We start from the raw sequence: 13,730 nt of genomic DNA on the forward strand, positions 1-13,730 counted from the left end.
AAAAAATATATATGAAATTATATCCCATACAATGTGGAAAATTCAAGTTAGATGGCGGTGCGATGTTTGGCGTCGTCCCAAAATCTATTTGGAAACAAACCAACCCTGCTGATGAGAAAAACCTTATCGAACTCGGTACGCGCTCTTTGCTAGTTGAAGATGGTAAAAAATTAATCCTTATCGATTGCGGTCTTGGTAATAAACAAGATGATAAATTCTTTGGACATTATTCGCTTTGGGGCGATGATAGTTTGGACAAAAACTTGTCAAAGTATGGTTTCGTAAGAGAAGATATTACAGATGTATTTTTGACGCATTTGCATTTTGATCATTGTGGTGGCGCTATCGAATGGAATGATGACAGATCGGGTTATCGTCCTGCATTTAAGAATGCACATTTTTGGTCTAATGAAAACCATTGGGATTGGGCGGTTAATCCAAATCCTCGCGAGAAAGCAAGCTTCCTAAAGGAGAATATTTTGCCAATTCAAGAAAGTGGTCAACTTAACTTTTTGCCGATTCCTAAAACGGGAAATTATGGATTTGCGCCAGAATTGAAAATGGATGTCATCTTTGTGGATGGTCATACAGAAAAGCAAATGTTGCCTGTTATCCAATATCAAGAAAAAACGATTGTTTTTGCGGCAGATCTTATTGCGACTGCTGGACATATTCCGTTGGTGTATGTGATGGGCTATGATACAAGACCTTTGTTGACAGTAGCTGAGAAGGAAAAATTCTTAAAACAATGTGTGGATAACGAATATCTTATTTATTTTGAACATGATGCGCACAACGAATTAGCAAGTTTAAAAATGACTGAAAAAGGTGTAAGACTGGATCAAACTTATTCTTTCAACGAAGTTTTTGGTTATTAAAATGGAAGAACAAAGAACAAGGAATATCATTGGATTAACTGGTGGTATTGGCTCGGGAAAGACAAGTGTAGCTGAGATTCTTGAGAGCGAAGGTTTTGCAGTTTATTATTCTGATGATTGTGCAAAAGATATAGTTAATGAAGATGAAGTTTTAATTCAGAAAATAAAAGAATTACTAGGGGAGAAGGCTTATACTGACGGTGTATACAATCTAAAGTATGTGTCGGATATTGTTTTTAATGATAAATCAAAACTAGAGCAGCTTAATCATTTAATTCATCCTGCTGTGGCTATCGATTTTGAAAATTGGGTTAAAAATCATGATGCGAGATTTTTGTTTAAAGAGACTGCTTTGTTGTTTGAACTTGGACTTCATAAAAAATGTTTTAAAAGCTTGTTAGTTACGGCGGACGAAAATACAAGGATAAAACGTGTCATGGATCGTGATGGGAAAACTTATCGTGAAGTTGAGAAAGTTATTGAAAAACAAATGCCAGAGCGTGAAAAAATTAAAAAAGCGGATTTCGTAGTCTATAATAATTCGAGTTTTCAAGACTTAGAAATAGCGACTAAAGATTTTATTGAAAAGCTAAATTCACTTTAATTTCTTTTAAAATTTTAAAAAAAATAAAAGCCCTTCCAAAATCTGGAAGGGCTTATTTATTACTAAGAATTTATGTATTAATTCTTGATGAATTTAGTTTGAGATTTTTGACCATTAGATTCAACAGTGATAATGTATACACCTTTATCCAATTTTGAAACCTGAACTTTACCGTCTGTCGGACCATTTGCTACAACTTGACCAGCCATATTTACGATTTGGTAAGTAGATTTAGCTGTAATATTAGAAATGTTAATCATATCTGTTGCAGGGTTAGGATATACTTGTAACTTATTGTTAGCTTGTACATCATTAACTGCTAAAGTTCCTATATTAAGTGTGTAATCTTCAACCTGACCGTAATTGCTACTTCCACAAGGTGTTGCGTTAGGACCTAAAGAAGTATCTTGTAGACGAACTCTCATTCTTGTAGTTCCTGTAGCTGCAGTTGCTGGGATTGTAATGCTACCAGTCCATGGTGAAGTCTTTTTAGCAGATACTAATACTTGTTCACCTGCATCATCGAAGTCGCCATCTTTATTGTAGTCAATCCAAACAATTACTTGGTCAGACGAATAACTTGTACCCGAGAATTTAGCAGTGAAATCGTAAGTAGTACCTTTCGTCACATTACCTACAACGCTTGTGAAATCTTCATAACCAACTGTTGCAGTAGAGTTTTTGTTAATGTCTGCAAAAGTAACATTGCTAATACTTTCGAATGTTGCATTTCCTGCTGTAGCAGTACAATATTCTATGCCTTTTGTTGTAAAGTTATAGTTTGCAAATGCGCCAACTGTACCGTTACAAACTGCTGCTACACTAATGTCATAAGATGTATTAATGCTCAAAGAAGTTAAGTTGTATGAGTTTGTTGTTAAACCATTAGCTTCTATCCAGTTGCTATCACCAGCTTTTTTGTATTTGAAATTATAAGTCGCATTAGCAATCGGATCCCAAGCTGCTTGTGCAGATGTTTGGGTGATTCCGGTGGCTGTAAGACCTGCAGGAGCAGTTCCATCGCATCCAACCATTGACGATACCGTTACATTAGAGACTGCGTAGAATACATTTCCAATTGCAGAAACTCTTAATTTAATATTGCTTCCTGATGTTAAACTTGTTAAATCAGCATTTGCAGTTCCTGTATTTGGTGTAGAAGCAATTAATGTTGTCCAAGTTGTTCCATTGTCTGTTGTATAGTCTATTTTTACATTAGAAACATTATAAGGTGCTGCTGTTGTATTCACAACATCCCATTGGATTGGTGATGGTGCGTTGGTATATACTTTAGTAGTGTTAACTTTAAAAGGTCCATCGTTACCAACAGTTACCTTTTGAGCCCCAAATTGCGTTTGTTGTTGCTTAACATCAGGGTTGTTGTCTCTCACTGTTACTCGGAAATTCATAGGTCTTGCAACATTAGATACAGCTTCCCATTCAGTAGCGCTGCTTAGTGTACCAGCTAATACCATTGATAATTTAGGGAAGTATCTTGTTGGACTTGAAGTTCCCATTATTGAGCGGAACTTTGGTCCTTGTGTGTTATTTCCTGTAACCGTTGTAACAGCCGCTGTAGCACCATCATATTGCTCCCAAGTATAAATAAGAGCATCGTTTTCTGCATCAGTTGCAGAAGCTGTTAGTACGAAAGCAGTTCCTTTAGGGATAGTTACGTCTGGCATTGCTGCAATTACAGGCGGGTTATTAGTAATAGGTGTGTTAACATCACAAGCTTGCGTGTTAACATAATCCTGAACTTGTTTTACACTTATAGCGTGGAAATAAGGATCAGAGTGTTGTTGTACATTATAGCTGGTGATCCCAGCGTATCCCATAATTGTAGATCCTGATCCTGGTTCCATATGTGCTACACTGCCTGAGTGTATTCCGTGAGCAAAGGTATGCCAAGCACCAAATTGATGCCCCATCTCATGTGCAACATAATCGATGTCAAAACTATCTCCTGCTGGTGCACCAGATCCAGGTGAAGTATAAGCAGATCCTTTTGAAGTACTATCAGTCGGTCCTCCTGCATCACGACAAACATTACCGATATCTCCTGCAGAACCACCACCTCCAGATCTACCGAAAAGATGTCCTATGTCGTAGGCAGCATTTCCAATAACACTGGTTAAAGTTTTTTGGATTTCGTTATTCCAAGCTCCTGACGCTCCGGATGAGGCAGGAGAATAAGGGTCGGTATTAGGGTCAGTATATATTAATTGAGGGAAATCTTGCAAATTAAGATGGATTGCAAAATCTTTTTCAAAAACACCATTTACCCGGGTCATCGTAGCATTCATCGCTGTAAGCGCTTGTGGAACGCCACCGAAGTATTGCGTATATTCACCAGTTACAGATAATGCTAGTCTATAAGTACGGTATTTTTTGTCGCTATTCTTTTGGAAATCGTTAGCACGATTACTGAAATCCGAGTTTTTAGCCAATTTTTCAAGATCTTGTTTCGATGCAAAAGATTCATTTACCTTACATTCAAAAGCTTTTTCTGTAGAATTTTTATTTGTTTTTGGGAAAACAGCATATACAGTTTTTGCAGCATTTTGAGGCTCAATAAATTCGTACTTTCCATTTTGATAAAGCATCGACTGGAAGTCATTAGGAGCAGTACTAAATCTAACATACTTCGTAGGATCATCGACACCAACCCCTGTATAAGAGCCCAATTGGTATTTGTCGGCTAATGATTTTACGACTACAGGAAGACTGTAAACTGCAAATTTTTCTATTTTTCCATCCAGAGTGGGTAAGGATACAATAACTGGTTTCGCTCCCTTGCCCATCTCTTTAGCGCTTTTAAGTTGAGAACGTAAAGCATCTAAATCTAAAGAATAATGTATTGTAGCATTAATCTCTGGTCGAAGTTTTTCACCTTGCATAGAAGTCGGACTCCATTGTGCAAAAGCTGTAGTAAATAATCCGCAAGCTAAAACACTTGTAAAGATTTTTTTCATAAAAATTATTTTAGGATTGATGATGCTAAAATAATAAATATTATGTAATTTACAATAAAATAAAAAAAAACGTTTAGAAATTCTAAACGTTTTTATCTTTTAAGTATATTAAAGCTTATCTTTTAGTAGTCAGTTTACTATAGATGAAGAGTAATAAAATAGCTCCTGCTATTGAGAAGACCCAATTCGAAAAGCTCCAAAAACTATCGGGTTTGACAAAACCAATAAGGTCAGCTATAAAGCCCCCTAACATACTCCCTAGTATACCAATAATAATGGTGATTAACCATCCTGCAGGATCATTACCTGGTCTTAACATTTTTGCAATTGCTCCAGCAATTAATCCAAAAATTATCCATCCTAGCCAACTCATAATTTAATTTTTTAAGTTAATATTTTGTGTGATTTTGTGTTTATTGGAAAAAATATTATTTCTTCTTAAAAAATGAGTCAACAAATTCCATACCATTGAATAGTTGTAGATCTTCCATCTTTTCTCCCACTCCAATATATTTTACAGGAATTTGAAATTGATCCGAAATACCGATAACCACGCCGCCTTTTGCTGTTCCGTCCAATTTGGTAACCGCTAAAGCATTAACTTCTGTTGCTGCTGTAAATTGTTTTGCTTGCTCAAAAGCGTTCTGTCCTGTAGAGCCATCAAGAACTAGTAAAACCTCGTGTGGTGCATCAGGAATAACTTTTTGCATAACACGTTTGATTTTAGAAAGCTCGTTCATCAAATTAACTTTATTATGAAGTCGACCAGCGGTGTCAATAATTACAACATCTGCTTTTTGCGCAACCGCCGATTGTACCGTGTCAAATGCAACCGAAGCAGGATCTGACCCCATGGCTTGTTTTACAATTGGTACACCAACACGCTCGCTCCAGATAACCAATTGGTCCACCGCAGCAGCACGGAAAGTATCAGCAGCACCAAGAACGACATTAAGACCTTGGGATTTAAATTGATGTGCCAGTTTTCCGATAGTCGTCGTTTTTCCGACGCCGTTAACACCTACGACCATGATGACATAAGGTTTTTTGCTCATATCAATATTCTCGGTCGAGGCGTGAGGATTGTCTAGCAACAAACCCGAAATTTCTTCTCTTAGTATATTGTCAAGTTCAGATACGTTAACGTATTTGTCTCTTGCAACACGTTCTTCAATTCTTTTGATGACTTTAATGGTTGTTTCTGCACCAACATCGGAAGCGATCAGCACTTCTTCTAGATCATCCAGAACCTCGTCATCTACAGTGCTTTTACCAACTACTGCTCGAGAAATTTTATCAAAGAAACCTTCTCTAGATTTTTCAAGTCCTTTGTCAAGACTTTCTTTTTCTTCTTTTTTAAATATTTTTTTGAACCAACTCATTTCAGAGAATTTCGAATTTTAATTTTTGATTGTAGATTATTTGGAAACCAAAATGTTTGATATTTGTTTCAGAAAATCTTTCCTCAAAGATAATAAAAAAACTACCCAAAAATTGAGTAGTTAATTTATACAATTACAAATCTTGTAGAATTATTTTTTCAAATAAGAATCTACGTCGTCTGCATTCATTACTTTTTCTTCGAAAACGTAAGCTCCTGATTTTGGAGATTTTACCATTTTCACAACTTTAGTCATCTTTTTAGATGAACCATCTTTAAGGGTTGCTACAACTTTCTTTGCCATTTTTAAATATCTTTAATGGATTAGATTACTTGATTTCTTTGTGTAGAGTATACTTCTTAAGAACTGGGTTAAATTTTTTAAGCTCCAATCTTTCAGTAGTGTTCTTTTTGTTTTTGGTAGTGATGTATCTTGACATACCAGCCATACCTGTTTCTTTGTGCTCTGTGCACTCTAGAATTACTTGAACTCTGTTACCTTTTTTTGCCATTGCTTAAAATTATTTAATAAATCCGTTTCTTACAGCTCTTTCAATAGCTTCTTCGATTCCAATCTTGTTGATTACTCTTAATCCGTGAGCAGAAACTCTTAAAGTTACATGCTTATCATGCTCAGGAAGATAAAATTTCTTCTCTAATAAGTTAATTTCAAAACGTCTTTTCGTTTTGTTATTTGCGTGAGAAACGTTGTTTCCTACCATTGCACGCTTACCTGTTATTTGGCAAATTCTTGACATATCTCGATGTTCTTTTTACTATATGATATTTGAGGTTGCAAAATAACGAATATTTTTTCGCATTGACAAATCTTTTTGAAAATAAATAGAATATTCTATGTTAATTTTTTTGAAGTTTTTAGCGAAGCCCTTTTGTTATAGGTTTTCAACAAAGTATTCGATGTTGTCAATCGGTGTTCCGAGCATGGCTACCTCTCCTTTTATCAAGATTGAACTTTCTATTAAATCTGGCGTTGTGTGTAAGATGTCATAGATGTTATCGTCGGTCAAAGCTTTGATTTTAGCTCCAGTTTTTTCTTTCCATTTGTTAATTCTGTCTAAGAAATATTGCGGCTTAATATTTAGTTTTTTAACCAAATTTTTAAGTTCTAAAACAGATAATTGATGCGTCTTTAGATCAATTAATTGGAACTTGATGTTGTGCTCGTCCAAGTATTCGAGAATAGCTCGGGATTTCGGGCAATTACTGTTGTATATAACCTCTAACATGATAAGGTTTTTTTAGGATTTTTGTAATAATAAAGTGTCAATCTTCATTTTTGGCAGTTAGCCATATCCTTCAATTGCCGAAATTTTGTCTAGAACAAACCGTTCAGTTCTCCGTCAATTCTTTCCAGAATGTAACCAAAATCTTCAGGTTTTTCAACGAAATCTAATTTGTCAACTTCGATAACTAGGAGTTTTCCTTCTTTGTAATTAGAAATCCAACTCTCGTATTTGTTATTAAGTTTTGACAAATAATCGATACTAATGCTTGTCTCGTAATCGCGTCCTCTTTTCGCAATTTGACGTACCAAAGTTGGTATTTCGGCTTTTAAATAGATTAGCAAATCTGGTGCCGAAACGAAGTCTTTCATCAAGTTAAAAACTGATAAATAATTTTTATAATCGCGCTCCGAAAGCAGGTTCATTTCTGCAAGATTTTCTGCAAAAATGTGTGCGTCTTCGTAGATCGTACGATCTTGGATAACGTTTTTTCCACTGTCACGAATCTCTTTAACTTGACGGAATCTGCTTCCCAAAAAGTAGATCTGCAATGCAAAAGACCATTTTGACATATCACCATAAAAATCGTCCAAATAAGGGTTGTGATCAACGTCTTCGAACTGCGCTTCCCACTCGTAATGTTTAGAAAGCATTCTTGTTAAAGTCGTTTTTCCTGCGCCAATATTTCCAGTTACAGCAATATGCATGATCTTATTTTGTTCTAAGTTATTGATTATTAAGCTTGAGTGTTTTACGACTCGGGCTTGTAAAGATATAGCTTGTTTTTGCTGCGAACCAAAAATCCTGACTTATTTTTATCCACAATTTCTGAGTCTTGTTTATAACTCAATTTTTTTACTTTTTTGTCGGTGGAATATTGGATGAGTTCGGGTTTTGTAAAAACTAAAATTGTCTCGTTTTCACGTTTTAGTTTTGTTGGTAGATTTAGTTCGATTATATCAAGAATTTCGCCTCTTAAATTTAAAACTAAAAAAGAATTTTTCTTTAATAAATAAACTTTGTTTTCGTACACCAACATGTCGAGGATGTCTTCCATGTTTTGGTAAAAAGGGAAGCTGTTAACGATTTTGTTATTTCTATAATTATATTGAATTAACTTTTTCGAGCTATCATCCAGTAGCCAAAGGCTTTGTTGATCTTCAACATAGACTCTTTTTATGAAATTAAAATTCTCCGAAAGGCGTATGTTTTGGATGTCATTAAGATTGGCGTCCGTTAGTTTAATCTCTTGTGTGTTCTCGGAAAAGAAAACGATGTTAAGCGGATTATTAATCGCTTGTGCTCGGAAAGGTCTTGGCAGCATTTGTTGCGCAGCTTTAAGACCTAAAGTATCATACTTAGTGAAACTAAAACTTTTTGCATTGTACAAATAGATGTTGTCATAGTCGTCAAAATAAATCCCTTGACTGTCTCTTAAGTTAAGGCTGTCGGATTTTATTTCGGTTTGACTAAACAACAAAAAAGGCATCAAACAGAACAAAAACAATAAGTTTTTCATTTAATTAAATAAGATTAGCGATTTATAATTCAAAAATAAATAAAAAAGTCCAAGCATTAACTTGGACTTTTTGAATTCTTATTTTTAGAAATTATTTGAATTTCACTTCATAGATTTTTGGCCAGTTTTTACCAGTAACTAGCATATTTTCACCTTTAAAGGCGATGCCGTTAAGGACGTTATCTGTGCTTGTTGTGTTTTCTTTTGCAATGTTTGTGAAATCCATTTTGCCAACAACTTCACCAGTTTTTGGATCGATTTTCAAGATAATTGGTTTCATCCACACATTCGCATAGATGTAGCCTTTGTAATATTCTAGTTCATTAATTTGGTCGTAAGATTCTGTATTGCCAGCAACTGCGATTTCGCGAACGATTTTTGATGGATTTTTCGGATCTAAGAAATAAATGCTTTTTGTTCCGTCTGATAAAATCAAATATTGTCCATCGTAAGTTAAACCCCAACCTTCGCCAATCTCATCTGGATAAGCAAATTCTGAAAGAAGTTTTAAACTTGCTTTGTCATAAATAAAGCCTTTTTTATTCTTCCAAGTTAATTGGTAGACTTTATCGCCAATAATTGTGCTGCCTTCAGCAAAAACATCTTCCGGATTTTTAGTTGCAACAATTGGCGTTGTTGATCCAAGTGTATATTTTAAGATTTGTGAAGCGCCGTTTTGACCATCACTTTCGTAGATGGTGTTACCTTCAATTTGGAAACCTTGTACAAAATTTTGAGGATTATGTGGATATTCTGCAATGATGTCGTAGGCGATTGTTGCTTCAGGGTTTTTAGCAAAAACATTAATGGTGGCATCTTGTGTTAAAACTTGGCCATCTTTCTTTTTGATATTAAAAGTTACCGCATTGTCACCAAGTGTGAAGAATTTAGGGTCGATAACTAAATTGCTCGTTTCTTTATCGCCAAAATTAATCGTGATGCTTTCTGCGTTATTAAGAACTTCTTGCGGAATGTTAAGCTTGTCACCAAAGTGATAACCTTTGCTTTCCATGGAGATATTGTAGTCGTTGAGATTATTAAGAATTTCCTTATCCTTATTACATGACATCAACATCATAAAAGCAACTGCGGAAAGGATGAAATATTTTTTCATAAATGATTTTTCTAAAATTTTAAACATCAAAATTACAAAAATTAAAAATCTAAGTTGTATAAATTTTTTTTAAAACTGTAGAAGATGTAGTTTTGTAAAATAAGCAATTTTTTCAACATGGTAAGTATTGTTGTAGCAATGGGGAAAAATAATGCCATTGGAAAAGATAATCAACTTTTGTGGCATCTTCCCGAAGATCTAAAACATTTTAAAAATCTAACATCTGGTCATCCTATTATTATGGGGCGCAAAACCTACGAAAGTATTGGTCGTCCACTTCCTAACCGTACCAATATTGTGGTTAGTAGAAAGGATAATTGGTTTGAAGAAGGGATTTTGATTGTACCAAGTTTGAAAGAAGCTTTAAAGCATGCCAAAAAAATTGATAGCGAAGTTTTTGTAATCGGTGGTGGAAATATCTACTCGCAAACGATAAACTTGGTGGATCGATTGGAAGTGACAATTGTTGAGGGAGAAATGGATGCTGATGTTTTCTTTCCTAAAATTGATTCTAAAATTTGGGCAGAAACCAAAAGAGATTGTCATAGCAAAGACGAAAAAAATGCATTCAATTATTGTTTTGTAACCTACGAAAGAAAGGAAAGTCTTAAGAAGTAAATGGATTATCCAAGTAAAGTTTTGGCTAAAGCGGTTGATGAGATTTCTGGACTTCCTGGCATAGGGAAAAAGTCTGCATTGCGCTTGGCGTTGCATCTTCTTAGACAACCAGCGTCGCAAGGTGTGGCTTTAGGAAATGCGATTCAGAATTTAGTGACGGATATTAAATACTGTAAAGATTGTCATAATTTTTCGGATAATGATATTTGCGAGATCTGTGCGGATGACAAAAGAAATGCGGAAGTACTTTGTATTGTCGAAGATGTTCGCGATGTTATGGCGATTGAGAATACGTCAAAATTCAAAGGGAAATATTTGGTGCTTGGTGGTAAAATATCGCCAATGGAAGGTGTTGGTCCTGCGCAATTGCATATTGATAGTATCGAAAAAAAGCTGGAAACTGGCGAAGTTAAAGAATTGATTTTTGCGCTAAGTGCTACGATGGAAGGCGACACGACGGCTTATTATATTTATAAAAAGTTTAAGCAATTTAATGTTCATTTTTCGAGTATTGCACGCGGAATTTCCGTTGGTGATGAGCTCGAATATGCTGACGAAATATCGTTAGGAAGATCGATCGTCAATCGTTTGCCTTATAACGAAAAACTATAGAAGAAGGACTTGATGGTAAAAATAAGTGTTGTTATTGTTCATTATAATGTTGCGGATTTGCTTCGCAATTGTATTTTGTCGATTAATAAATATTTTACTGATGTTAATTTCGAAATCCTTGTTGTGGATAATTTGTCTCCCAATGATGATTGGAAGAATTTAATTCAAGAGTTTCCGAAAGTTAATTTTATTGCTTCTCAAAAAAATCATGGTTTTTCGATCGCGAATAATATCGGTGTCGAACATGCGAAAGGCGAATATGTTTTAATCCTAAATCCAGATACGGAAATTGAAGGTTTTTATATTAAAGAACTTTTGGATTTTGCAGATTCTAAATCAAAATTTGGTTGTCTTGGTGTAAGAATGCATGATAAACAAGGTGTTTTTTTACCAGAAAGTAAAAGGTCTGTGCCAGATATGCGCAATTCTTTTGAAAAATTATTTACGCCTTTTTCTAAAAAATCGGATGCTAAAACATATTACCGTAACGACATCGGAGAATTTGAAATCGCTGAATGTGAGGTTTTTACAGGTGCTTTTTTAATTGTTAAAAAAGTTGTTTATCAAGAGGTTGGAGGTTTTGATGAAGCTTACTTTATGTATGGCGAAGACATCGATTTGTGTTATACGATTGCGCAACATGGCTATCAAAATTACTACTACGGAAAGTATTCAATCCTGCATTACAAAGGGGAAAGCACGATGAAAGATGAAGTATATCTTCAAAGATTTTATGGTGCGATGCAGATTTTTATTGAAAAATATTACAAAAAGCAAAAGCCGTTTCAGTATTTTATTTTGAATTTAGGTTTAAAATTGAGACATTTTTATGCTAAATCTAAACTTCCTCGTTAGATTTCATTTCGTGTGGAAGTGTCGATTCTTCCGCGAATTTTCTTAATTTTTTCATTTCTTCTTTAGAAAGTCGTTGACCAATTTGTGCGGCAATGTAAGTTCCTATAACCAATGCTAAAGCCACAAATGATGCGCTTAATGCCCAAGGAAAATCGTTGGAGTTGATTTGTTTTTCGACATAATACATGGTGAAAAATGTCATCCAAAGTATCGAAAATATAAAATACAAAAACATAAAAAATGTCCACACAGCTGAGCTTGGTCCAAAAATACCACGAATGTAGGTTTGTCCATCTTCGATTTCGGTTCGTAATGCGAGGTTGGGTTTCCAGTAGTTGTTATTCTCGTTTTTTACAAAAATAGTGGCGACTTCACGGTTGATATTTCCAGTGAATTCTTTGTTGTTTTCTTTTAAATAGTTTTTTATGTTTTCCGAATACTCATCGGGCGTCAAGCTTGTTTTTAGTTTGAATCTTACCCTTGTCCGGATGCTCGTAAGTGTATCTTCCATATTAATGTTCTTCGTAAGGGATTGGGTCTTTTAAGATGATGTTATATATGACTGTCGTGCCGTTTCTTTCTGCTTCAATTTTAATGGTTTTACCTTCTTGTGATTTTAGGATTTTATTAATTTTTGATAAGGTCATGTCTGACGTTTTTTTACCATCAATTTTTACTAAAGCATCGCCTTTTTGTAATCCAGCAAGTTGAGCTGGAGAATCTTTCCGTGTTCCTGCTATCACAAATCTCGGTTTTAATGTAAATTTATATTGAAAATTTTCTGTGCTAGAATAGATATTTTCCTCATTAGTGCCACCGGTATTTTTGGGTTTTGTTTCGACTTCTACAAGGTCTTTTTCCCATGAAAGTCCATCTTGTCTTACTTCGAGTCCACTAAGGTCAAACAAAAATGGATTGTTATAATATTTATTTTTCTTGAAGTATACTTTCTCATTTGGATAATCAAAAACCATATTGAATCTTCTGAAAATCTCCGAGCCGATTGATCCTTTTCTGTCGGGGACTAACTTAAGGTGAGCAATAGAAGCGGGATCTGGCATTGCAACGAGAGGTTTAATAAATTCGAATTTTCCGAAATACAAGCCGTGAATTCTACTGCGTTTTCCATAAATGTCACCACTAAAACCAGCGCCTAGATAATCGTCAATATTTGGACGGTTATAATTAAAACCTGGAATTAAAGTTGGGAAAAGCCAAATAGAATCCGTGTTTCCAGAATCCAAAAGGAGTTTTGAGCTTTTCTTTTCGCGTGTCATTTCAATATCAGCAAACATGTAAGGCTTGTTAAGTTCTAGACTTATATTAAAAACTTCATGTTTTTTTACACGTTTTGATAATTTATTTTCGCTCTGATAGATTCTTAATTTTTCGCTAACATAATCAACTTCGATTGGGTAATTTTTAAAAAAAGAGTAACCAATTATCCCATTAACAGGATAGCCAAGGCTTGTTGAGATGTTAAAACTCTCATCAAGAATGATATTGAGTTTATGCGAAGAATCTATAAACTGGTTGTTAATGCTAAGTCTATTGTTGATCGATCTTAAAGCTTCGATGTCAATGTTTTCGCCAAGTCCAGTGAATTTTAATTTCTCAACATTTTTAAAATTCACTTCTTTGTTTTCTAAACTAAATAATACAGTTTCTGATACGCCGGTGTCCAGAAGAAAATTAAGATCAACGCCATTTACATTAATCGGAATAATGATAAGGTTGTTGACATTAACGAATTTGATTTCAATTTTATCTAATTTTTTATCGACAAACTGAAATCCATCTTGCGCATTTAACAAAAAGTGAAATATTGTGAAAACTAAAATTAGCGTGGATTTCATGTTTTGAAAATACTAATTATTTTCATTAAAAGTGGTTTTTATTTTAGTTAAGTTTTTAAAATAATACATTATTG

17 protein-coding genes are annotated in these 13,730 nt (G+C 34.6%); 5 read left to right on the top strand and 12 right to left on the bottom strand.

Going from position 1 to position 13,730, the window contains the following annotated elements:
- Positions 1–11 precede the first annotated feature (11 nt).
- Together AC23MB_RS09000 and coaE are read left to right on the top strand one after the other, a co-directional pair.
- The gene (locus tag AC23MB_RS09000) at positions 12–878 is read left to right on the top strand and encodes an MBL fold metallo-hydrolase (RefSeq protein WP_313029100.1); all 867 of its coding nucleotides are present in this window, start codon (positions 12–14) and stop codon (positions 876–878) included.
- Between the two features lies 1 nt (position 879).
- Entirely contained in the window at positions 880–1,482 is a 603-nt protein-coding gene (gene coaE, locus AC23MB_RS09005) for a dephospho-CoA kinase (protein WP_313029105.1), read from the top strand.
- Between the two features lie 77 nt (positions 1,483–1,559).
- On the opposite strand, the gene AC23MB_RS09010 is transcribed toward coaE, so the two are convergent.
- The 10 genes from AC23MB_RS09010 to AC23MB_RS09055 form a co-directional block, all read right to left on the bottom strand.
- On the bottom strand, positions 1,560–4,457 hold the full coding sequence (locus AC23MB_RS09010; RefSeq protein ID WP_487787050.1) for a reprolysin-like metallopeptidase: 2,898 nt from the start codon (positions 4,455–4,457) through the stop codon (positions 1,560–1,562).
- Between the two features lie 115 nt (positions 4,458–4,572).
- The gene (locus AC23MB_RS09015; RefSeq protein WP_313029110.1) at positions 4,573–4,830 is read right to left on the bottom strand and encodes a GlsB/YeaQ/YmgE family stress response membrane protein; all 258 of its coding nucleotides are present in this window, start codon (positions 4,828–4,830) and stop codon (positions 4,573–4,575) included.
- A gap of 55 nt (positions 4,831–4,885) precedes the next feature.
- Complete coding sequence (gene ftsY / locus AC23MB_RS09020; protein ID WP_487787051.1) at positions 4,886–5,839, bottom strand: signal recognition particle-docking protein FtsY; 954 nt, start codon at positions 5,837–5,839, stop codon at positions 4,886–4,888.
- Between the two features lie 150 nt (positions 5,840–5,989).
- Positions 5,990–6,142: a DUF4295 domain-containing protein gene (locus AC23MB_RS09025; protein WP_312321832.1), complete on the bottom strand. Its 153-nt coding sequence runs from the start codon at positions 6,140–6,142 to the stop codon at positions 5,990–5,992.
- 25 nt (positions 6,143–6,167) lie between these two features.
- Positions 6,168–6,350 carry a 50S ribosomal protein L33 gene (gene rpmG, locus AC23MB_RS09030; protein WP_079666092.1) on the bottom strand — a complete coding sequence of 61 codons (183 nt, stop codon included), beginning with the start codon at positions 6,348–6,350 and terminating at the stop codon, positions 6,168–6,170.
- A 9-nt stretch (positions 6,351–6,359) separates the two neighbouring features.
- The gene (gene rpmB / locus AC23MB_RS09035; RefSeq protein WP_300670021.1) at positions 6,360–6,596 is read right to left on the bottom strand and encodes a 50S ribosomal protein L28; all 237 of its coding nucleotides are present in this window, start codon (positions 6,594–6,596) and stop codon (positions 6,360–6,362) included.
- 135 nt (positions 6,597–6,731) lie between these two features.
- Positions 6,732–7,085 carry an arsenate reductase family protein gene (locus AC23MB_RS09040; protein WP_487787052.1) on the bottom strand — a complete coding sequence of 118 codons (354 nt, stop codon included), beginning with the start codon at positions 7,083–7,085 and terminating at the stop codon, positions 6,732–6,734.
- 89 nt (positions 7,086–7,174) lie between these two features.
- Complete coding sequence (locus AC23MB_RS09045) at positions 7,175–7,789, bottom strand: deoxynucleoside kinase (RefSeq protein WP_312321834.1); 615 nt, start codon at positions 7,787–7,789, stop codon at positions 7,175–7,177.
- Positions 7,790–7,833: 44 nt separating this feature from the next.
- A complete protein-coding gene (locus tag AC23MB_RS09050; protein ID WP_374329660.1) occupies positions 7,834–8,601 on the bottom strand; it encodes a hypothetical protein in 768 nt (255 codons plus the stop codon).
- 91 nt (positions 8,602–8,692) lie between these two features.
- Positions 8,693–9,715, bottom strand: a complete 1,023-nt coding sequence (locus tag AC23MB_RS09055) for a glutaminyl-peptide cyclotransferase (RefSeq protein WP_312321836.1) — start codon at positions 9,713–9,715, stop codon at positions 8,693–8,695.
- Between the two features lie 117 nt (positions 9,716–9,832).
- Here AC23MB_RS09055 and AC23MB_RS09060 point away from each other — a divergent pair, with 117 nt between their 5' ends.
- The 3 genes from AC23MB_RS09060 to AC23MB_RS09070 are packed head-to-tail and all read left to right on the top strand — an operon-like array spanning position 9,833 to position 11,800.
- Positions 9,833–10,333, top strand: a complete 501-nt coding sequence (locus tag AC23MB_RS09060; RefSeq protein WP_374329664.1) for a dihydrofolate reductase — start codon at positions 9,833–9,835, stop codon at positions 10,331–10,333.
- The gene (gene recR / locus AC23MB_RS09065) at positions 10,334–10,945 is read left to right on the top strand and encodes a recombination mediator RecR (protein WP_312321838.1); all 612 of its coding nucleotides are present in this window, start codon (positions 10,334–10,336) and stop codon (positions 10,943–10,945) included. It abuts the gene before it with no gap.
- 9 nt (positions 10,946–10,954) lie between these two features.
- Positions 10,955–11,800, top strand: coding sequence for a glycosyltransferase family 2 protein (locus tag AC23MB_RS09070; RefSeq protein WP_487787053.1), 846 nt, complete (start codon positions 10,955–10,957; stop codon positions 11,798–11,800).
- Here AC23MB_RS09070 and AC23MB_RS09075 read toward each other — a convergent pair.
- Together AC23MB_RS09075 and AC23MB_RS09080 are read right to left on the bottom strand one after the other, a co-directional pair.
- Positions 11,784–12,311 (bottom strand): hypothetical protein, encoded by a 528-nt coding sequence (locus AC23MB_RS09075; RefSeq protein WP_487787054.1) that lies wholly within the window; start codon positions 12,309–12,311, stop codon positions 11,784–11,786. The genes AC23MB_RS09070 and AC23MB_RS09075 overlap by 17 nt on opposite strands.
- 1 nt (position 12,312) lies before the next feature.
- Positions 12,313–13,656, bottom strand: a complete 1,344-nt coding sequence (locus AC23MB_RS09080; protein ID WP_487787055.1) for a PDZ domain-containing protein — start codon at positions 13,654–13,656, stop codon at positions 12,313–12,315.
- Positions 13,657–13,730: the final 74 nt, after the last annotated feature.

The sequence above is a fragment of the Soonwooa sp. T0.1_25 genome, from assembly GCF_057652215.1.